19 protein-coding genes are annotated in these 20,843 nt (G+C 71.8%); 15 read left to right on the forward strand and 4 right to left on the reverse strand.

The window, feature by feature from the left end:
- Both I0C86_RS36405 and menC read left to right on the forward strand, forming a co-directional pair.
- The coding region (locus I0C86_RS36405; protein WP_323374068.1) for a hypothetical protein at positions 1 to 941 on the forward strand (941 nt) is incomplete at its 5' end.
- Positions 938 to 2,044, forward strand: a complete 1,107-nt coding sequence (menC, locus tag I0C86_RS36410; protein WP_196205853.1) for an o-succinylbenzoate synthase — start codon at positions 938 to 940, stop codon at positions 2,042 to 2,044. The genes I0C86_RS36405 and menC, both read left to right, overlap by 4 nt.
- On the opposite strand, the gene I0C86_RS36415 is transcribed toward menC, so the two are convergent.
- The gene (locus tag I0C86_RS36415; protein WP_196205854.1) at positions 2,013 to 4,178 is read right to left on the reverse strand and encodes an IPT/TIG domain-containing protein; all 2,166 of its coding nucleotides are present in this window, start codon (positions 4,176 to 4,178) and stop codon (positions 2,013 to 2,015) included. The two genes, menC and I0C86_RS36415, sit on opposite strands and share 32 nt — an antisense overlap.
- Positions 4,179 to 4,564: 386 nt before the next feature.
- Between I0C86_RS36415 and I0C86_RS36420 the strand changes: the two genes are divergently transcribed.
- Both I0C86_RS36420 and I0C86_RS36425 read left to right on the forward strand, forming a co-directional pair.
- Positions 4,565 to 4,783, forward strand: a complete 219-nt coding sequence (locus I0C86_RS36420) for a hypothetical protein (protein WP_196205855.1) — start codon at positions 4,565 to 4,567, stop codon at positions 4,781 to 4,783.
- Positions 4,780 to 5,451, forward strand: coding sequence for an NADPH-dependent F420 reductase (locus I0C86_RS36425; protein WP_196205856.1), 672 nt, complete (start codon positions 4,780 to 4,782; stop codon positions 5,449 to 5,451). The genes I0C86_RS36420 and I0C86_RS36425 overlap by 4 nt, the downstream gene beginning before the upstream one ends.
- Positions 5,452 to 5,566: 115 nt before the next feature.
- Here I0C86_RS36425 and I0C86_RS36430 read toward each other — a convergent pair whose 3' ends face one another.
- Positions 5,567 to 5,920, reverse strand: coding sequence for a hypothetical protein (locus tag I0C86_RS36430; protein WP_196205857.1), 354 nt, complete (start codon positions 5,918 to 5,920; stop codon positions 5,567 to 5,569).
- A gap of 184 nt (positions 5,921 to 6,104) precedes the next feature.
- Here I0C86_RS36430 and I0C86_RS36435 point away from each other — a divergent pair, with 184 nt between their 5' ends.
- The 6 genes from I0C86_RS36435 to I0C86_RS36460 all read left to right on the forward strand — a co-directional run bounded on the left by I0C86_RS36435 (position 6,105) and on the right by I0C86_RS36460 (position 11,794).
- Complete coding sequence (locus tag I0C86_RS36435) at positions 6,105 to 7,133, forward strand: serine hydrolase (protein WP_196205858.1); 1,029 nt, start codon at positions 6,105 to 6,107, stop codon at positions 7,131 to 7,133.
- Between the two features lie 48 nt (positions 7,134 to 7,181).
- A complete protein-coding gene (locus I0C86_RS36440) occupies positions 7,182 to 7,685 on the forward strand; it encodes a hypothetical protein (RefSeq protein ID WP_196205859.1) in 504 nt (167 codons plus the stop codon).
- 254 nt (positions 7,686 to 7,939) lie between these two features.
- Positions 7,940 to 8,986, forward strand: coding sequence for a FecCD family ABC transporter permease (locus tag I0C86_RS36445; RefSeq protein WP_196205860.1), 1,047 nt, complete (start codon positions 7,940 to 7,942; stop codon positions 8,984 to 8,986).
- A 22-nt stretch (positions 8,987 to 9,008) separates the two neighbouring features.
- Positions 9,009 to 10,046, forward strand: a complete 1,038-nt coding sequence (locus I0C86_RS36450) for a FecCD family ABC transporter permease (RefSeq protein WP_230395390.1) — start codon at positions 9,009 to 9,011, stop codon at positions 10,044 to 10,046.
- A complete protein-coding gene (locus I0C86_RS36455) occupies positions 10,047 to 10,898 on the forward strand; it encodes an ABC transporter ATP-binding protein (RefSeq protein ID WP_196205861.1) in 852 nt (283 codons plus the stop codon).
- On the forward strand, positions 10,844 to 11,794 hold the full coding sequence (locus tag I0C86_RS36460; protein ID WP_196205862.1) for an ABC transporter substrate-binding protein: 951 nt from the start codon (positions 10,844 to 10,846) through the stop codon (positions 11,792 to 11,794). Before I0C86_RS36455 ends, I0C86_RS36460 begins: the two co-directional genes overlap by 55 nt.
- Before the next feature lie 81 nt (positions 11,795 to 11,875).
- On the opposite strand, the gene I0C86_RS36465 is transcribed toward I0C86_RS36460, so the two are convergent.
- Positions 11,876 to 13,351, reverse strand: a complete 1,476-nt coding sequence (locus tag I0C86_RS36465; RefSeq protein ID WP_196205903.1) for an RICIN domain-containing protein — start codon at positions 13,349 to 13,351, stop codon at positions 11,876 to 11,878.
- Between the two features lie 260 nt (positions 13,352 to 13,611).
- Between I0C86_RS36465 and I0C86_RS36470 the strand changes: the two genes are divergently transcribed.
- On the forward strand, positions 13,612 to 15,762 hold the full coding sequence (locus I0C86_RS36470; protein ID WP_196205863.1) for an alpha-glucuronidase: 2,151 nt from the start codon (positions 13,612 to 13,614) through the stop codon (positions 15,760 to 15,762).
- 46 nt (positions 15,763 to 15,808) lie between these two features.
- On the opposite strand, the gene I0C86_RS36475 is transcribed toward I0C86_RS36470, so the two are convergent.
- Positions 15,809 to 16,333 carry a GNAT family N-acetyltransferase gene (locus I0C86_RS36475; protein ID WP_196205864.1) on the reverse strand — a complete coding sequence of 175 codons (525 nt, stop codon included), beginning with the start codon at positions 16,331 to 16,333 and terminating at the stop codon, positions 15,809 to 15,811.
- A gap of 49 nt (positions 16,334 to 16,382) precedes the next feature.
- Here I0C86_RS36475 and I0C86_RS36480 point away from each other — a divergent pair, with 49 nt between their 5' ends.
- From I0C86_RS36480 to I0C86_RS36495, 4 genes are all read left to right on the forward strand, one after another.
- A complete protein-coding gene (locus tag I0C86_RS36480) occupies positions 16,383 to 16,967 on the forward strand; it encodes a helix-turn-helix domain-containing protein (RefSeq protein WP_196205865.1) in 585 nt (194 codons plus the stop codon).
- A gap of 56 nt (positions 16,968 to 17,023) precedes the next feature.
- Positions 17,024 to 19,798, forward strand: coding sequence for a DEAD/DEAH box helicase (locus I0C86_RS36485; RefSeq protein ID WP_196205866.1), 2,775 nt, complete (start codon positions 17,024 to 17,026; stop codon positions 19,796 to 19,798).
- 91 nt (positions 19,799 to 19,889) lie between these two features.
- Positions 19,890 to 20,033: a hypothetical protein gene (locus I0C86_RS36490; protein ID WP_230395391.1), complete on the forward strand. Its 144-nt coding sequence runs from the start codon at positions 19,890 to 19,892 to the stop codon at positions 20,031 to 20,033.
- A 121-nt stretch (positions 20,034 to 20,154) separates the two neighbouring features.
- Entirely contained in the window at positions 20,155 to 20,673 is a 519-nt protein-coding gene (locus tag I0C86_RS36495) for an HAD domain-containing protein (RefSeq protein WP_407676389.1), read from the forward strand.
- Positions 20,674 to 20,843 lie beyond the last annotated feature (170 nt).

Consider the following 20,843-nt stretch of genomic DNA (forward strand, 5'->3'; position numbering starts at 1 on the left):
ATCCCGACCACGTCGGCCACCGGCTCCGGCCCCCGCTGACCATGACGCGGCACGATCCGGGCGGAAGCATGGCGGAGGCCGTCGGCGCGATGGCCGACAGCGCGGCCGGTGCGGCCGCGCGGGCGGCCGGCGTCACCGTCCGCCACCTCGCCGACCTCGCCGAACTCCGCGCGGTGCACCGGCTGTACGAGGGGATCTGGCGACCCGATCCGACGAACCCGCCGGTGACCATGGAACTGTTGCGTGCGCTGGCGAAGGCGGGCAACTACGTCGCCGGGGCGTACGACGGTGGGCTGCTGGTGGGCGCCTGCGTGGGGTTCTTCGGCCCGCCCCGGGAGCGGTCGATGCACAGTCACATCGCCGGAGTGTCCGGGGCGGCCCTGGGGCGCAACGTCGGCTTCGCCCTGAAGCTGCACCAGCGTGCCTGGGCACTGCGCCGTGGGGTGGCCACGATCGCCTGGACGTTCGACCCGTTGGTCTGCCGCAACGCGTACTTCAACCTGTCCAAGCTGGCGGCGGTGCCGGCGCAGTACCTGCCGAATTTCTACGGCGCGATGAACGACGGCATCAACGGCAACGACGACACCGACCGGTTGCTGGTGAGCTGGGAACTCGCCGCCGCCACCGTCGTGGCGGCGTGTGCCCGCTCGCTGGCGCCCCGCGATGTCGAGGTGGAGCGGGCGGCTGGCGCCGTGGTCGCGCTGGGACGGTCCGCCCGGAACCGCCCGGCGACCGGCCGGACCGACGGGAACGTCCTGCTGGTGGCGGTGCCCGCGGACATCGCGACGGTGCGCCGGACGGATCCGGGTGCCGCGAGGGAGTGGCGCGTCGCGGTGCGCGGCGTGCTGGCGCCGCTGATGGCCGAGGGCGCCCGGGTGGTCGGCTTCGACCGCTCCGGATGGTATGTGGTGACGCGGGAAACGAGGGAGGACAGCCGATGAAGCTCACCGGAGTGGAACTGCGCCGGATCCGCATGCCGCTGGTGGCACCGTTCCGGACCTCCTTCGGCACGGAGACGTCCCGGGACGTCCTGTTGCTCCGGGTGGTCACGGCGGAGGCCGAGGGCTGGGGCGAGTGCGTGGCGATGTCGGAACCGTCCTACTCCTCGGAGTACGTGGCGGCGGCCGCGGAGGTGCTGCGCCGATTCCTGATCCCGGCGCTCGCGGCGCAGCCGGGCCTGGACGCCAACCGGGTGGCTCCGGCACTGGCCCCGGTCAAGGGGCACCGGATGGCGAAGGCGGCGCTGGAGACCGCCGTGCTCGACGCCGAACTGCGCGCCGCGAACCGGTCGCTCGCCCGGGAACTGGGGGCGGTACGCGAGCGCGTCCCGTGTGGAGTCTCGGTGGGCATCATGGACTCGGTCGGCGAACTGCTGGACGCGGTGGGCGGCTACCTGGCGGCCGGCTACGTCCGGATCAAACTGAAGATCGAGCCGGGGTGGGACGTCGAGCCGGTGCGTGCCGTACGGGAGCGCTTCGGTGACGACGTCCTGTTGCAGGTGGACGCGAACACCGCGTACACCCGGGCGGACGCCCGGCATCTGGCCCGGCTGGACCCGTTCGACCTGCTGCTGATCGAACAGCCGCTGGACGAGGAGGACCTGCTCGGGCACGCGGACCTGGCCCGGGTCATCCGCACGCCGGTCTGCCTGGACGAGTCGATCACCTCGGCGCGGGCCGCCGCCGACGCCATCCGGTTGGGGGCGTGCGCGATCGTGAACGTCAAGCCGGGCCGGGTCGGCGGCTACCTGGAGGCACGCCGGGTCCACGACGTGTGCGTGGCGCACGGCGTGCCGGTCTGGTGCGGCGGCATGCTGGAGAGCGGGATCGGCCGGGCCGCGAACGTGGCGCTGGCGGCACTGCCCGGGTTCACGCTGCCCGGCGACACCTCCGCCTCGGACCGCTACTACCGGACGGACGTCACGGCTCCGTTCGTGCTCGCGGACGGCCATCTCGCCGTGCCGACCGGTCCGGGAATCGGCGTCGAGCCGGTGCCCGACGCCCTGGCGGCGGTCACCACCGGCACCGAGTGGCTTCCGCTGTGACCTGACCATCGGACGGTCGGACGAACCGGCGGAGGTGGTCTCCGCGACGGCGGCCGAGAAGCAGCAGTACAACTCCGATGACGACCGCGCCGGAGCTGTACCCGACCAGTGCGATGGTGGAGCTACCGGTGACCGGGAGGTTCTGGCCGACGTACCGGAAGAAGACCGCGTTGGAGACGCCGTTCAGCGTGCTGACGCTGACCGTGGTGTCGCCGGCCGGGCATGGCGGGGTGCGGAAGGACAGCGACGTACCCTCCTGGTTCACCGAGGTCCGGCTGGCCGGGATGGTCTGTCCGCAGATCGTGACCGTCGTCTGGCCGGGTACGAACCCGCCGCCGCCGATCGTCACGGTCGTGCCGCCCGTGCTGGCCCCCCGGGGCGGGTCGACCGACTCGACGATTGGTGCCACAGGCAGGTACGTGAAGCCGTCCGGTGCGACCGCGTCAGCGCCGGGGACCCGCACCCGCACTTCCGCCGGTCCGGCCAGTCCGGGTGGGGTGACCACGGTGAGCGAGGTGCCGCTCGGGTCGACCACCAGGTTGCTGCCGGGGTTGCCGTCGAAGGTCACTCCGGTCGCCCCGGTGAGGCCGGTGCCGGTGATGGTGACGGTGGTGCCGCCGACGGTGGGTCCGGAGGTCGGAGTCAGCCCGGTGACGACCGCGCCGCTGCCGTCGGCCAGGTAGGTGAAGCCGCCCGGGGCGACCGCGTCGGCTCCGGGGATCAGCACGGTCACGTCGACCGGTCCGGGTGTGCCGGCCGGGGTGAGCACGGTGAGTGAGGTGCCGCTCGGGTCGACCACCAGGTTGGTGCCGGCGGCGTCACCGAAAGTGACTCCGGTCGCACCGGTGAATCCGGTACCGGTGATCGTCACGCTGGTGCCACCGGTGCTCGGACCCTGGTTCGGGACGATCGAGGTGATCGTCGGCGCGATGTAGGTGAACGGCGGTGCCGTCACCCGGCCGGCGGGGAGGACGACTTCCACCAGCGCCGGGCCGCTGGGGTTCGGCGGGGTCACCACGGTGATGGTGGTACCCGCCGGGTTGATGGTGAAGTCGGTGGAGGGCAGCCCGTTGAAGTCGACGGCGACCGCTCCGGTCAGGCCGGTGCCGGTGATGGTGACGGTGGTGCCGCCGCCGGTGGGGCCGGAGGGCGGGGTCAGGCCGGTGATGGTGGCGCCGCTGCCATCGGCCAGGTAGGTGTAGTCCAGTGGTGCCGCGGAGCCGCCGGGCGTGGTGACGACGACGGCCGCTGGTCCGATGGGATTCGCGGGGGTGACGGCGGTCAGCGAGGATCCGCCGGTCGCGATGGTGACGCCGGTCGCGGGTACGCCGTCGAACGTCACCGTGGTTTCGCCGGGGACGAAGCCCGTGCCGGTGATGGTGACGGTCTGGCCGCCGGACTCTGGACCGGAGTCCGGCGTGATCGTCGCCGTCGTCGGCGGGACCGGGGCCGGCGGACGTTCACAGCTCGCCCGCGCCACGATCACGGTACCGACCGGGATCGTTACCGAATCCCCGGCGATGGTGCCGGTGAGGGTGAGCGTGGCCAGTACGGCGGTGGCGGTTGCTCCCGTGGCGGTGGTGGTCTCGGTGCGGGTCAGTGCGGCGTTGAGGGTGGCGCCGAGCAGTCCTGGCACGGTGACGCCCGCGCTGCCGGTGACGCTCGGGCCGTTCGCGACCGGCGTGACGGTCGTGCCGAACAGCGACAGATCGGTGATCGTGGTGTCGGCGGTCTGCGCTCCGACGAGTGGGCAGGTGGCGGTGGCGGTGACCTCGGCCGCGTCGATCACGTCGATGCCGAGCACCGTCAGGTTGAGCCCGTTGACGTTGGAGAACGCGGACGAGGCGGTCGCGCCCCGGGTGGCGGTGACCTCTTCGACAGTGCCGCTCGCGGTTACCCCGACGGCACCGGGGAGGGAGATGGGCGCCACGGTGGAGGTGTCCGTGCCGCCGCCGGCCGGTGCTGTCGCACTGCCGACGGTGGCGTCCGCGCTGATCACGGCGACGTCGAGGACCTCGGCGGACAGGTCGACCACCAGGCCGCGGGCGTCGGCACTGCCCGGTTGTGCCATGGCCGGCGTTGGCGAACCGACCACGATGCCGCCCGCGACCAGCACCGTCGCAAGTGTGGACAAGCTCGTCCGGATGGAACCCACGTCTCCCCCGTCTCCGCACAGATGATCGGACGGATCGGAAGTTGGCCTCCAGCCCTGTCCTCCGACTGAACGATGGAATATCCGGACAAGTTACGCGAACTGCAACAAAAAGTACTTATCTGGTTACTCGGGGTGATGGCGGGCGCGGTGGTGGTGCCGACGACGCAAGGCCCGATGGTCCGGCGGAGCCGAACCGGTGGGCCAGCCGGCCGTCCGCCATCGCCATCCCGGTGAATCGCCGCCACCATCCCCTTCCGGCTATGGTTGACGCGTCAATGAGGGGGAGCGGGCCGTGGACGACGACGGAGCCGCCTCTCCCACCACCTCGCCCGGATGGAGCGTCGCGGCCCGGTCCGCCGGGACGAGTGCGCCACCGACAGCCGGGGGCCGAGGTCTCGCTCACCGACGACGGAGCGCGACTGTTCCGGCGGGCGACCGCACCCCACCCGAGGGCGGTCAGGGCACACCTTGTCGACGTCCTGACGCCCGAGCAGCTCGAGGCCCTCGCCGACATCCTGTACGCGCCGCGGAGCCACCGCCAACCGGCGCCGAGCGCCACCGACCCGGAAGGTGAACGGTCATGACCGGAACGTCCTCGTTGCCACGGATCGCCGTACTCGGTGCCGGACACGTCGGCCCGGTGGTCGCCCGGGTCGCGATCGCCGCCGGCTACCGGGTGACGGTCGCGGCCTCCGGGGACCCCGAGCGGATCGCGCTCATCACCCAGGTGCTGGCACCGGGCGCCGAGCCGCGCTGGGCGGCCGACGCCGTCGCCGACGCCGACATCGTGATGCTCGCGGTCCCACTGCACCGGTTCACCTCCGTCGACCCGGGTCTGGTCGCCGACCGGCTCGTCGTGGACATGATGAACTACTGGCCGCCGACCGACGGCGTCCAGGAGATGTTCGAGGACCGCCGGTACGGCAGCAGCGAGATCGTCGCGCGTCGGCTGCCCCGGTCGACGGTCGTCAAGACGCTCAACCACACGGGCTACCACGAACTCGAAGAGGAACGCCGGCCGGCGGGCTCCGCCCAGCGGCGGGCGCTCGGTGTCGCCAGCGACGACGAGGGCGCGCGGGACCTCGTGGCCGACGTCGTCGAGCGGATCGGTTACGACGCCGTACGTCTGGACAGCCTGGCCGCCGGCCGCCTCCTGGAACCCGGCGGCCCCGTCTTCGGAGCGTCGCTGCGTCGAGCCGAGTTCGAGCAGGCCGTACGTGCCGATTCCGCATCCGGGCCGACACGGCGGTAGCTGCCGCCCGGGTCCCCCCGGGGGGGTACGGCATGGGAGGACTGCCCCACGACGCACTCCTGACCGCTGGCCTGACCACCCCGGCGGCCGGCCCGGTCGGCCGCCAGGGTGATCGTCAGGAGTTGCTGATGATGAGTGCGTTCGGGGAGGGCGAACCCCAGCCGATGGTGCACTGACCGACCGGAACCGGGCCGTAGACCACGCGCCAGCCGGCGGGGATCGACGACCACGCACAGACGGTGAGGCTGTTGCCGGCCGGCATGCCTTCGGCCTGTTGGATGAACTGGTAGCTCGCCCGGGGCGTCGCGGACGTGGCGCAGGTGCCCCCGTAGGCGAGGACCACCCAACCCGACGGGACGGCGCCGCACGACCACATCTGGTCGCCGGGTGCGGCGTGGGCGGGCGATGCGGCCGCGACGATGCCGGCCGCCATGGTGAGCGCGGCCAGGGTGGCGGAGATCCGACGCATGTGTGCTCCGATCGGTGACGGTGCCGGTGACGACATCTCGACGGAAGCCTGACCCACCCCGCTGGATGTGGACTGAACGACGACTGGAACGGACCCCACGCCCCGACCGCTGTCCGGCTTGTTGCTGGAAGTCCCGATCGCTACTCTTCCTCGAGAGCTGTCGATGGTCACCGGGGGAGGAACCATGGCGGAGCCCGTCACTCGTCGGGTCGCGATCGGGATGGGGGCGGCGGCGGCGACGCTGGTGGCCACCGGTCGGGCCGCGGTCGCCGCGCCGAGCGGACCGGTCGAGCCGGCCGTGCAGGCAAGCGTCGCCGCGAACCGGAACAAGATCCGGCGTAGGTACGACGAGCAGAAGACCCGGGCGGGCGGGGTGTGGCACTCGCACATCGCGATGGTCAATCCGGCCGGTGCGCTGGAGTCCATCGTGGAGGATGACGCCGACCACGTGACCCACGGCTACAGCGTGCAGAAGCTCGCGGTCGCGGTGGCGGTGATGGACAAGATCGATCGTGGCGAGTTGCAGCTGGACCAGCGGCTCGACCTCAGCGCGGACATCATCCTCGGCGGCACCGGCATCTACTTCCTGCAGACCGTCTGGGGCGACCAGGTCACGGTGGCCAACTTCCTCACCGCGATGCTGCTCGTCTCGGACAACACGGCGGTCCGGATGTGCGGCCGGGTGGTCCCGGCACTGGAGATCAACGAAATCCTCGCCGCCAAGGGCTTCACGCACACCCGGGTGGAACCGGTCGCCAACCCGAACCGGTTCTTCCTCGGCGTCACCACGCCGCGCGAGACCCACGACCTGCTGTGGCGGCTGGCCACCAAGACGCTGCTCTCCACGAGGTCGGCGGACTTCCTGCTCGGCATCCTGCGCTGGATCAACGGTTACCACGACGGGATCCGGCGCAACATGTCCTCGGCCGAGCGCAGCCGGATCGCCACCAAGTACGGCGCGGACTTCGACGACCTGGGCGCGGCGCGGCACGAGGCCGGCATCATGTTCGACGCGAACGGTGCCCCGACGCTGACGTACGCGCTGTTCGCCGACTCCCTCGGCGACCTCGACAACTACGGGGCGACGCATCCGGCGGTGCAGGCGCACGCCGTGCTCGGCCGGGTCATGTTCAACGCGATCGCGACGACCACCAACCGGACGGCGAAGGCACGGCACCGGGTGGATCCCTTCCGGCCGGTCGACGGCGGCTGACCCGCGCCTCCCACCCCCCGGAACCGCTGCCCAGACCGAATGGAACCGATGTACCAGCCCATGCCCACCGGCGGGCCGGACCGCGTCCGCGTGCCCGACGCCAGGAGAATGCGGCAGGGTGCCTGGCGGGTGGCCCGCGCGGCCGTCATCGTCATCGTCCTCCTGATGTTCTTCAGCGCTGGCGGCATCGCCATGCTGGTCGCCGGCGAGGCGCCGGCGCTACCGTTCGCGGTCGGCGGTGTCGTGGCGCAACTGTCGGTCGTCGCGCTCGTGGTGGGGGTACTGCGGGTCCGGGTGACGCTCGTCGGCGACACCGTGGCCCGGACGGCCCTGGTCGCCGCCCGCCGGCTGTTCGCCACCGTCCGCGTCGTCCTGCTCGTGACCGTCGCCCTGCTCGTCGGGTACGCCGTCGTGCGGCTGGTCACGGGCGATCCCTGGACGCTGCTCACCACCGGAATCGTCGGCTCCGTCCTGTGGCTGCTGGCCTTGGGACTGGGACGGCTCCGCGACGGCCTGGTCGACAGCGGCACGGTTCCGCCCGCCTCGCACTGATCGGGCCTTCGTCAAGGTTCCTCCGGCGCGAACGCGCAGAACTCGCTGCCCTCGGGATCCAGGCACAGGTCTTTGAAGTGGGCGATGGTCACCGGCCGATGGTGCCGGATCCGTCCGGCCGACGGTTGCCACGGGCGCGTCGCCGCTGGTGAACGCCCGGGTCGACTCGGTGAGATCCGTCATCCCGGGTAGGCCCGTCGACCTGCGGATCGTAAGGTTAGCCGAACCTAATACGAGGGGTGCGAGGAAATATCGTGACGACCGTTGCGACCCGATCGACCAGGCCGGGGGAGGGCCGGCGGCGCCGTGCCACCCGGCGCGTCGCGGTCACCACCGGGGCGGCGGTACTGCTGGTGCTGGTGGTGCTGGCGAGTCTTGCGCTGGGTAGCAAGCCCCTCGCCCCCGGTCAGGTCTGGCACGCTCTGGTCGCGCCGGACGGCGGCGAGGCCAGCACCATCGTCCGAGAGCTGCGGGTCCCGCGTACCCTGCTCGGCCTCACCGTCGGACCGGCCCTGGCCCTCGCCGGGGTGCTGCTACAGGCGCTGACCCGCAACCCTCTGGCCGAGCCACGGATTCTCGGCGTCAGCGCCGGTGCGTCCCTGGGGGTGGTCGTCGCGATCGCGGTCTTCGGCATCGGCAGCCTCGCCGGGTACGTCTGGTTCGGCGTCGTCGGCGCACTTCTCGCCGGGCTGCTGGTCTTCGGCATCGCCAACCGGGCCCGGGAGGGCGCCAGCCCGGTGACCCTGGCCCTGGTCGGCGTTGCCCTCGACGCGAGCCTCGGCGCGATGGTCATCGCCCTGCTGACCGTCGACGCACGCACCTTCGAGGAGTACCGGTTCTGGGTGGTCGGCGGGCTCACCGGCCGGGACGTCGGAGTCACCGCCCAGGTCGCGCCCTTCGTCCTGGCCGGCGTCCTGCTCGCCGGCTTCGCCGCCCGGGGCCTGGACGCGCTGGCCCTCGGCGACGACGTGGCCCGGGGGCTCGGCCACCACGTCGGGCTGGTCCGGCTGGCCGGCGGTGCCGCAGCCGTACTGCTCATCGGGGCGGCCGTGGCCGGGGCCGGGCCGATCGCGTTCATCGGACTGGCCGTGCCGCACCTGGCCCGCGCCCTGGTCGGCACCGACCACCGCTGGACCCTGGTGCTGGCCGCGCTGCTCGGCCCGGCGCTACTGCTCACCGCCGACGTCGTCGGCCGGCTGGTCGCGCCCCCGGGAGAGGTGCCGGCCGGCATCGTCACCGCGCTGCTCGGCGCGCCGCTGCTGGTCGTGCTGATCCGCCGGGCCCGGGTGGTGACCGCATGACGAGGCGGAGCGAGGAGCGGCCATGACCGCACTGCCCGTGGGCCGGACACTGGTCCGGCTCGGCCCCGCCCGTCTGGTCGTACGGCACCGACCGCTGCTGGTCGGCGGCGTCCTGGTCGTCCTGCTCGCCGCCGCCGTCGTACTGAGTCTGTCGCTCGGCACCCCGTACGTCGCCCCGGTCGACGTGCTCCGATCGGTCTCCGGCGCCGGTACCCGGTACGACCTGGTCGTGCTCGACCTGCGGCTGCCCCGGGTCGTACTGGCCGCGCTGGTCGGTGCCGTGTTCGGCATCGCCGGCACCCTGATCCAGAGCGTCGCCCGGAACCCGTTGGCGAGCCCCGACGTCGTCGGCGTCACCCAGGGCGCCGGGCTCGCCGCCACGGTGGCGTTGACCAGTGGTGCCGCCGCGCCGCTCATCGCGCCGGCAGCGCTCGCCGGCGGGCTCGCCGCCACGGTCGTGGTGCTGCTGCTCGGACTCCGGCACGGGTTGGCCGCGCAACGGTTCGTGCTGGCCGGGGTCGCCGTCGCGGTGGCACTGCGGGCGCTGACCGAGGTCGTGATGCTCTCCGCGGACCCGATCGACGGGCTGCGTGCACAACTCTGGCTGGTCGGCACGCTGGCCGGCAAGGGTTGGCGCGAGGCCGCGTACCTCGGGATGACCCTGCTGGTGCTGCTGCCGGTGCTGCTCTGGGCCGGCTGGGCGTTGAACGGCAGTGCGCTCGACGACGACACCGCACGCGGGGTCGGACTCCGCCCGGTGGCCCGCCGGGTGGGCCTGGCCACCACCGGCGTCCTCGCCGCCGCGATGGTCACCGCGCAGGTCGGCGCGGTGGACTTCGTGGCCCTGGTCGCCCCGCAGGTGGCCCGGCGGCTGGTCCGCGCCGAGCGACCGCCGCTGGTCTGCGCCGCGCTGGTGGGCGCGCTCCTGGTCGTCCTCGCCGACCTGGCCGGACGCCGGCTGTTCGCCCCCACCCAACTGCCCGCCGGCGTGCTGACCGCCGCCCTCGGCGGGCCGTACCTGATCTACCTGCTGCTCCGCGGTCGACGGAAGGTCTCCTAGATGCTCTCCACTCGCGATCTCTCGGTCGGGTACGACGACCGGACCGTTCTCGACGGGCTCGACCTCGACCTGCCCGCCGACGCGTTCACCGTCATCGTCGGGCCGAACGCCTGCGGCAAGTCGACGCTGCTGCGCACCATGGCCCGGTTGCTCACGCCGCGCCGGGGCACCGTGTTGCTGGACGGGACGGCGATCCGGGACCTGCCGACCCGCGCGGTGGCCCGCCGGCTGGGAGTGCTCCCGCAGAGTCCGCTGGTGCCCGAGGGGGTCACCGTCGCAGACCTGGTCGGCCGGGGGCGGCAGCCGTACCAGCGGTGGTGGCGGCAGTGGTCGCCGTCCGACGAGGTCGCGGTCGCCGAGGCGATGGAGTTGGCCGACGTCCAGGAGTTGGCCGAGCGGCCCGTCGACACCCTCTCCGGCGGGCAGCGGCAGCGGGTCTGGATCGCCATGACACTGGCCCAGGACACCGAGGCGCTGCTGCTCGACGAGCCGACCACCTTCCTCGACCTCGCCCACCAGGTGGAGGTCCTCGACCTGCTGCACCGGCTGCGTACCGAGCGCGGCCGGACCGTCGTCGCCGTCCTGCACGACCTCAACCAGGCCGCCCGGTACGCCGATCACCTGGTCGCGATGCGGGCGGGTGCGGTCGTCGCGGCCGGGCCACCCCGGCAGATCCTCACCGTGGACCTGGTCCGCGAGGTCTTCGGGCTCGACTGCGTTGTCGTGCCCTGTCCGGTGACCGGGGCGCCACTGGTCGTCCCGACGCTTCGCACATCGTCCGTTACGAAAGGTTCGTCATGCGCCGCAGAGTTCTCGCCCTCCTCGCCGTCGCCGCCATCGGTGCCGGCCTGACCGGATGCGCCAGCAGCGATCCGGTGGTCGGAGAGGAGGCCGCCGGCCAGACCCGGACCATCACCCACGCGATGGGCAGCACGAAGGTGCCGGCGCATCCGCAGCGGGTGGTGGTGCTGGACTCCGACAAGATCGACACGGCGCTGTCCCTCGGCGTGACCCCGATCGGCGCGGCACAGGCAGGTGAGGTCGCCGGCTGGCCGACGTACTTCGGTGCCGAGGCCGTCGCCGGGATCAAGCAGGTCGGCCTGCTCACCGAGCCCGACCTGGAGGCGATCAGCGCCCTGCAACCGGACCTGATCCTGGGCAGCAAGTTCCGCCAGGAGAAGTTCTACGACGAGCTGTCCGCGATCGCGCCCACCGTCTTCACCGAGCGGGTCGGCATCACCTGGAAGGAGAACTTCCTCCTCGACGGGCAGGCGCTCGGCAAGGAGCAGGAGGCCAAGGACCTGCTCGCCGCGTACGAGAAGCGGGCCAAGGATGTCGGCGCCAGGATCGGTAACCCGGGGGAGCGGAAGATCTCGATCGTCCGGTTCCGTCCCACCGAGATCCGGGTGTACGGGCCGGCGTCGTTCTCCGGCCTGGTGCTCGGCGACGTCGGACTGGGGCGTCCCGAGCGGCAGCTTCTGACCGACAAGGAGGACAAGCGGTTCGACAAGGTGAGCCTCGAACGGATCGCCGAACTCGACGGGGACATCATCTTCGTGACCGCCTTCGGCGAGAAGGCCGCGGCCGAGCAGGCCAAGGTGACCGGCGGCAGCCTGTGGCGGAACCTCGGGGCGGTCAAGGCGGGCCGGACCCACGTGGTCGCCGACGAGACGTGGATGACCGGAATCGGGGTCACCGCCGCCGGAAAGATCCTCGACGACCTGGAGAAGTACGTGCCGGCGGCCTGACCGCCGCCACCGCCCGGGACCGCCCGCCTCGGCGGTGGTCCCGGGCCGGGTCACCGGCGGGTCGGCCCGCCGACGTGCGGCTCACGACTGGGTACGGGACCACTGCTGGTTGTTCTGACTGCCGCAGGTGTACTGCTGGATGTCTCCGCCGTCGGCGGTGGAGGAGTTGACCACGTCGAGGCACTTGCCGCTGTGCCTGGCCCGGAGCTGGAAGTAGCTGCCGGTGGCGGCCCACTGCCATTGCTGGTTGGTGCCGGTGCCGCAGGCGTACTGGATGACGTTGGCGCCGTCGGCGGTCGAGCCGCTGGCGACGTCGAGGCAGCGCCCGCTGTTCTGGTTGACGATCTGGTAGTAGCCGCCGCCGGTGTCCTGGAAGGCCCATTTCTGGTTCGTGCCGCCGTTCCAGCCCCACTGCTTCACCTCGGCGTTGTTGGCCGTCGAGGAGTCCATCACGTCCATCACCCGGCCGCTGTGCCGGGCGGTGAGCCGGTAGTAGGTGCCCGGCGGGGGACCGCCGCTGCCGGAGACGGTGCCGGCGGCGGTGTCGACGGTGACCTGTGGATACCAGCTCAGGCTCAGGCTGGTGTCGGAGGGGAAGGCGATCGGCAACCAGACGTACTGGGAGTCGTTCGCCGGCCCGCCCCAGGCGCCGGCCCAACGGTCGCCCATGTACAGGTAGCTGGTCGTCGTCGAGCCCTGGATCGGCAGCACGTACGTCGGCTGGGAGTCGAAGGTCGTCGAGTTGCCGGCGTTCGTCCAGCCGGTCCACGGGCCGGAGATGCTCGACGCGGTCGCGTACTTCGCCTGGTTCGGGCTCCAGCCCGTCGCCCCCGAGGTCAGCAGGAAGTAGACGCTGCCCCGTTTGAACATCGCGGGTGCCTCGCGGTGGGCGCCGTCCCAGAAGTTGCCGACCAGTGTGCCGATGCTCAGGTAGTCCGAGGTGAGCCGGTAGATGTGCAGGTCGTAGTTCTCGTCGGCCGCCGAGATCATGTACGCCGTGCCGTTGTCGTTGTAGAGCGTGATGTCCCGGGACATGTGCCCCAGTGGCCGGAAGCTGCCGTGGTACGTGTAGGCGCCGTCGACCGTGGTCGAGGAGGCGACGGCGGCCCGCGCCTCGCCGTAGTCGGATCCGTTCTCCTTGTGCATCCACATCACGTACCGGCCGGTGGCGCTGTTGTAGATGACCTTGGGGCGCTCGATGTTGGCGACGTTCAGTTCGGAGTGCGACGACTGGGTCAGGACGTTGTTGCGGAATTCCCAGGTCTTGAGGTCGGTGGACCGGTAGACGGAGACGGCCCGGAAGGTGTTGTTCGAGTTCCGGTTCTCGCCGAACCAGTAGTAGTAGTCCCCGACCTTCAGTACGCCGCCGCCGTGCGCGTGCAGGACGTTGCCGGCGGTGTCGCGGAACTGGGTGCCGTTGGTGATCGTGGCCGGTGCGGCCTGGGCGGCCGGCGCACCGTAGCCCACCACGACGCTGGTGAGCAGGAGCGTCAACACGAGCGCCGCCCGGCGCGCCGTCCGGAGCGCGGAACCTGCGGAGGCGGCGGTCCGGTCCATTGCGGTTGCCTGCGGGGCGGACGGGCGTCGACGAGCGATCATGATCATCCCCGGGACGGAAGACATGGAAGTTCATCACTGTACCGGACCGCCGACCGTGGCGCGACCAGCGGGATCCATCGGGGCGGCTCCCGTCCGGCGTGTACTAAAGTCGATCATCGCTGTGCGGGTACCGCCCATCGGACCGCCCTTGCGGGCGAGCCGGGCGGCCGCCCACCCCCCATCGCCGCGACGACCGGCACGCATCTCCGGGAGCCTCCGTGACCAGTCCTCATCCGCCCGGCGTTCATCCGGCCTGGTTGCCACCGGAGGCGTTTCGCGCCCTCGGCTCGGGCCGGACCCTGGTGCACGGCGCCGGACGGCTCGTCGACACCGTGCTGCGCGAGGTGGCGCAGGCCGCCACCTGGCACGGCGGCCAACTGCGGCACCAGGAGTTCCGGCCCGCCGACGAGCGCCAGGTGGCGGGGGAGGCCGACACCGGAGCCGGGGCGTACGACCTGGTGCTCGCGCTCCGTGGCACGGCACCGCTGCCGGACCAGGCGTTGGCGGTCGAGACCGAGTTCCGGCGGAGGTACGGCGACCACGCGGACCCGCTCGGCGACGAGGGTTTCGTGCTGGCCCGGCACGGCCACGGCACGGTGGTGCTGGCAGACGCCCCGGCCGGACTGCTCTACGGGCTGTTCCACGTGGTCCGGCTCGGCGAGTCCGCGTTCGGCGCCGACCGTCCGGTGGAGCGCCACCGCCCGGCGATGCGACTGCGGATGCTCGACCACTGGGACAACGTCGACGTGCATCACCAGACGGGCCAGGTCGAGCGCGGCTACGCGGGTGGGTCGATCTTCTGGCGGAACGGCCGGCCGCACCACGACCCGGCACGGTTGCGGGCGTACGGACGGCTGTTGGCGGCCTCTGGCGTGAACGCGGTGGCGGTGAACAACGTCAACGTGCACGCCACCGAGGCGCGGCTGCTGACGGACCGGCTCGGTGACGTCGCCGCGATCGCGGAACTGCTGCGTCCGTACGGGATCCGGGTGTACCTGTCGGTCAGCTTCGCCGCGCCGATCCTTCTCGGCGGACTGTCGTCGGCCGATCCGCTGGACGAGAAGGTCCGGGCGTGGTGGGCCGGCACCACGGCCCAGGTGTACGACACGATCCCCGACTTCGGGGGCTACGTGGTCAAGGCCGACTCCGAGGGGCAGCCGGGCCCGTTCGCGTACGGACGCAGCCACGCCGACGGCGCCAACGTACTCGCCGAGGCGCTGGCCCCGTTCGGCGGAGACGTGCACTGGCGTGCCTTCGTCTACAACCACCGCCAGGACTGGCGCGACCGGTCGACCGACCGGGCCCGCGCGGCCTTCGACCACTTCGCCGCGCTCGACGGTCAGTTCCGGGAGAACGTGGTCCTCCAGGTGAAGCACGGTCCGATGGACTTCCAGGTGCGGGAGCCGGTCTCGCCGGTCATCGCGGCGATGCCCGGCACCCGCCTGGCGGTGGAATTCCAGGTGACGCAGGAGTACACGGGCCAGCAGCGGCACGTCTGCTATCTGGCCCCGTGGTGGCGCGAGGTGCTGGAGTTCGGACCGTGGGGTGCCGGCGGGCCGACCGTCGCCACCGTGGCCGCCGGCCCGGCGACGGACGACGACGGCTCGGCGCCGACGGCCGGCGGCGGGCTGGTCGCGGTCTCCAACGTCGGCGACGATCCCTTCTGGACCGGGCATCCGCTCGCCCAGGCCAACCTGTACGCCTTCGGCCGGCTCGCGTGGGCGCCGCGACTGGATCCGTCGGCCATCCTCGACGAGTGGATCGATCTCACCTTCGTGCCGTCGGCGACCGCCGACCCCGAGCTGCTCCGGCGGACGCTGCACGAGATCATGGACGACTCCTGGCGCACCTACGAGCGGTACACGACGCCGCTGGGGGTGGGCTTCATGGTCCGTCCCGGCCACCACTACGGCCCCGACGTGGACGGCTACGAGTACACGGCGTGGGGCACCTACCACTTCGCGGATCGGGACGGCATCGGCGTGGACCGGACGCGGAGGTCGGGGACGGGGTTCACCGGCCAGTACCCGCAGCCATGGTCGGACGTGTACGAGTCGCTGGAGCAGTGTCCCGACGAGTTGCTGCTCTTCTTCCACCACGTCCCGTACGGGCACCGCCTGCACAGCGGTTCGACGGTAATCCAGCACATCTACGACACCCACTTCGCCGGGGTCGAGCAGGTGGCCGAGACGCGGCGGCGCTGGGAACGGCTCTCGGCCGCCGGTCTGGTCGACCAGGGGTTGGACGCCCGGGTGCGGGAACGCCTCGACGAGCAGTTGCGCTCCGCGCAGGAGTGGCGGGACCAGGTCAACGCCTATTTTCTCCGCAAGTCCGGGGTGCCGGACGCGCAGGGACGCCGTATCCACTGACACCGGAACCCGCCGCCGGGCGGGTCACGTTCTCCGGGGCCACCGGTCAGGCCGTCGGATCCGGTGGCAGGGAGCGTTGCAGCAGCACGGTGTCCAGCCAGCGGCCGTGTTTGTGGCCGACCCGGCGCAACCGGCCGGCCTCGGCGAATCCGAGCCGGCGGTGCAGCCTCATCGAGGCCGGTTCGCCGGTGTCGACGATCACCGCGATCAGCTCCCGGACACCGGCGACCGTGCTGACCCGCAGCAACTCGGCGAGCAGTGCCGTGCCCAGTCCCCGGCCGACGGCCCGGGGTGCCAGGTAGATCGAGTTCTCGGCGGTGTGCCGGTACGCCTGCCGCGACCTCCAGCGGGCGCAGTACGCGTATCCCGCGATCCGTCCGTCCATCTCGGTCACCAGGAACGGCAGTCCGGTCTCGGCGATCGTCCAGTACCGGGCGGACCAGTCGCGCCGTTCCGGCACGCGTAGTTCGAAGGTTGTCGCCGTGTTCGCGACGTAGTGCGCGTAGATCTCGCCGATCGCGTCGAGGTCGGCCGGCGAGGCGGGTCGGATCGTCGCGAGGTCCTCGTCCATCGGGCATCCCGTTTTCGCTATAGAGAAATTAGCTGCTACTATAGCGTACATGGATCTGGAACTTCTCGGCCAGCGGGTCCGCCAGCTACGCCTCGACGGCGACCTGACCCTGCAGGGGCTGGCCGACCGGTGCGGGGTCAGCGTGAGCATGCTGTCCTCGATCGAGCACGGCGACAAGGCGGCCACCGTCGTGCTGCTGGACAGGATCGCCACCGGGCTGGGTGTCCGGCTGGTCGACCTGCTGACGGACGAGACGGACCGCCGGTTCACCGTGCGCCGGGCGGCCGAGCAGGACGTCGCCGACGAGCCCGGCGGCTGGCGGCGCACGATCCTCACCCCGGTCGTGCCCGGGGTGAACTTCGAACTGGTCCGCACCTCGCTGCCGCCGGGGTGCGACGCCGGTGAGTTTCCGGCCTACGCGCCCGGCTCGCACGAATTCGTCGTCGTCGACTCCGGAACGTTGCGGCTGACCGTCGGCGACCGGACCGCCGACCTGACCTCCGGGGACTCGGTCTACTTCGCGGCCGACCAACCGCACCGCTACCTGAACCCGGGGCGTACCGTCTGCGGCTACTACGTGGCCGCCATCATCATGCGTCCCCGAGGCCCGGCGGCCCGGCTCCTCCGGCCGTAGGTCGGTAAGGTCACCCGTGGGCGGAGCGATCATCGAGAGTGGAGCGGCACGGGTTCATGGATCCAGGAGACGGGCGTCCACGACCCATCCTGTGGCTGAAGATCGCCGATCCCGCCGTGCCGCTGCCGGAGATCCCACCCGGCGCCGACATCCGGGTGCTGCTCCCCGCCGACGACCGCTGTACGGCACTCGCCGAGGCGCTGGAGGCCGGTGGCGCGCAGGTCCGCCGGGTTCCCTTCCTGCTGGAAACGGAATTCGTCCACGATCCGGGTCCGGGTACGCCGACACCACTGGTCGCGCAGAGCGAACCATGCGCACTCGTCCGCGGCGGCCGGCGCGGCATGGTGCGCAGCTCCGGAGCAGCCGCCCGAGCCGCCCGGGACGCCTTCGCGCTGCTGTGGCACACCCACGCCCCCGGCATCGAGCCCCGGCCGCCGACTCCCGTCGCGGACATCCTTCCGACGGACTGGGCGCGGTTCGTCGCGCATCCGACCCTGAACCCCGCCCAGGCCGAGGTGATTCCCGCGGTCCTGGGCAGCGACCGGAACCTCGTCGTCGTCGCGCCGACCGGCGCCGGCAAGACCATCATCGGCATGGCCGCCACCCTGAAGGCGATGCTCCACCAGGGACGCCGTGCGGTGTGGCTCGTGCCGCAGCGCTCACTCACCGACGAACTCGACCGGGAACTCGACGCCTGGCGCCGCCAGGGCGTTCCCGTGGAGCGGCTGTCGGGCGAACACGCCATCGACGTGGAACGACTGCGGCACGCACGGCTCTGGGTGGCCACGACCGAGAAGTTCGAAGCGGTGTCCAGGACCTCGAGCCTGCGCGACGCGATCGACGCGGTCGGCTGCGTCGTCGTCGACGAGATCCACCTCCTCGGCGACGACGCCCGCGGCTCGACCCTCGAAGCCCTGCTCGCCCGCATCCGGGACATCGGATCGAGCGTCCGCGTAGTCGGACTCTCCGCGACGGTGAGCAACGCGGACGAGATCGCGGACTGGCTGCGTGCCGCGCTGATCCAGGTGTCGTGGCGGGCCAGCCAACTCAGCTGGCAACTCCCCATGATCACGGGGCACGCCGACTGGAACGTCACCGACGCCACCCGGACCAGACTCGCCGCGGCCATCACCCACCAGGTCGCCGGGACCGGCGGCAGTGTCCTGGTCTTCTGCGGCAGCAAACGCAACGTCCGGCGGACCGCGTTGGTGATCGCCGCCGGGCGGGGAGCCAGCGTCACCGGTGTGCACCCCGACGACGTCCAGCGGGTCCACGACACCTGCGCCGCCGCCGGGATCGGACTGCACTACAAGGGCTGGGACCACCGGCACGACGCCGAACGCGCCTTCCGGGAACGGCGCTTCGACGTACTCGTCGCCACCCCGACCGTGGCCGCCGGGGTCAACCTTCCGGCGCGTGCGGTCGTGGTCCGCGACACCCAGGTGGGGCTGGGTACGTTCGACGTCGCGATCGTTCAGCAGATGTTCGGCCGCGCGGGCCGGGTCGGCACCGGCGAACGCGAGGGCGCCGCGTTTCTGATCACGGACCAGGACGAGCGTGCGCAGTGGCAGGCCCGCCTCGTCGCCGGAAACCGGGTACGGTCGCAGATCCACGCGAGCCTGCCGGACCATCTGCTCGGCGAGATGGTCCGGGGCACCGTCCGCACGATCGGCGAGGCCGAACAGTGGTGGGTCCAGACCCTCGCGTTCCACCAGGGCAACCGGAGTCTCGACGCACTCCACGCGGCCGTCCGGTTCCTCGACGACGCCGGTCTGGTCGAGCGGGAACCGCAGAACGACGACGACAAGGGCGCCCTCACCGCGACGGATCTCGGCTCGCTCACGGCCCGGCTCATGGTCCCCAGCACCATCGGCCACGCGCTGAGGGTCGCCGTCGGGGCGCTGGCCACACCCACCGACGCCGACCACGCCGAGGAGATCCTGATCGACATCCTCGCCATCCACGTTCCCAAGCTCGCGCAGGCGTCGGTCGGGGACGACGGGAAGGCCGCCGTGACGAACCTCGTCGCGGCGCGCGGAAGGGTGCTGCACGGCGATGGCGGCCGCCACGACGACGGCTCGGCCGCGCCGGAGCAGGCGGCCGATCCACAGCGGGGCGACCTGGCGCGGGCGGCACTCCTCACGGCCGCCAACAGCCCCGAGATGTTCGGGCGCAGCACCCGGGACATCGCCGGGGTACCCGCCGCCGCGATCTACCCGGTGCTCGAGGAGGCCCCGCGTTACCTGCACTGGCTCGCCAGCCAGGGGCTACTGGGCACCGTGCATCCGTGGATCGCGATCGTCGCCGCCGATCTCGGCCGCCGCATCCGCTGGCGCCGCTGCCAGCCACGGCGCGGTGCCGGCCGGCTCCTGTGGATGTGTGAGCAGATGGCGACGGCCTCCCACCTGCCGGAGTTGGTGCCCCGGATGTGGGAGGCCGCGACCGCGCGCGGCTACCCGGCACCCGACTGGCGCCCAGGGCCGCGACCGGCCCTGTGCGAACTCGACGACGCCGGATATCAGGAGCTCCTCCGGGAACGGGCCTGCAACGTCTCCATCACCACCGACGACGCACGCGTGGTGGCCGAGGGCCCGGCGTCGTCCGTACTCGTCGTCTGGAACGGGAACGAGACCGGGTACCACCTGAGGCCGCTGCGCCGGGGCACCGCGCAGGTACCGGCCGCGTTGACGGCGGGTGGTGGTACGGCGGTGTTCACCTGGCGCGGCGACCACAAGGCGACGGGCTGGCTGGCCCGGTACGCGGGCGTCTCCGGCCGGAGACCCGGCGCCGGCCTTGTCGACCGTGTCTCGGGGCCGGACCGTGGCCAGTAGTGCTCTGGTCCGGGCGGCGGACAGGATGAATGTCCCGGCGGCCCGGTTCAGGTGCCGCTGCCGCCGCGATGCGCTGAGGTTTCGCGTAGAAGTGCGTCGCCAGTCCGATAGCATCCATGTCGTCGGCAACGAGGCGTCCGCGCGGGTGACGGTCAAGTTGGGCATGTCGCTGGAGCGCGAGACGGTGCAGCCGGACACCGGCCGCCAGGTCCGGGTCTACGCGATGGACCTGTAGGACAGCATCGAGCCCTCGCCCGCCGACGCCGCCGAACTCCAGCGTCCGCGCTGGCCGAACTGACCCGCCACACAACAACGGCGGGAACATCGTCGTCGACCGCGCGGGTACGGTTCCGGGGGTGCAAGCCGACGCCACGCAACCGCTGATCTTTGTCGACATCGACGGCGTGCTGATCCCGTTCCGGGCACGGAAGGCCCGGACACGCGGCTCGAACGGCGGAGTGCCGGATGCCGCCGACGGGCTCGGCAATCCGCTGCTGGATCGGCTCGATCCGGCCGATGGCGAGCGCCTGCTCGCCCTGCGCGGGGAACTGGTCTGGGCGAGCACGTGGGCGGCGGAGGCGAACGAAGTCGTCGCGCCCCGGCTCGGCCTTCCCGCACTGCGCGTCGTCGACTGGCCGGAGGAGGAGGAACCGCGGCACGGCGTGCATTGGAAGACCGCGCCAGTTACGCGCTGGGCGGTCGGACGTCCGTTCGTCTGGCTGGACGATGAGACCACGGACGCCGATCGGCGTTGGGTCGCCGCGAACCACCCGCAGCCGGCGCTGCTGCGCCGTGTCGACCCGTACCAAGGGTTGACCGACGCCGACCTTGCCGCAGTCCGCCATTGGCTCGAACAGCGCGAGCGGGCCGGTTGATCAGCTACTCGGATCTGCTTGATATCCAGGTATGCGTACGACCTGAAGGTCTTCTTCGCGCTGGTCGGTAAGCCGCCTGCCGGGGTCGTCGCGTCGGACGTGCCGGCCTTCCTGACCGCACACAGCACACGGGCCGACCAGCGGTCGATTGCAGGGGGTCGGCGACGGGC

It is taken from the genome of Plantactinospora alkalitolerans, assembly GCF_015690345.1.
Taxonomy (GTDB): Bacteria; Actinomycetota; Actinomycetes; order Mycobacteriales; family Micromonosporaceae; genus Plantactinospora; species Plantactinospora alkalitolerans.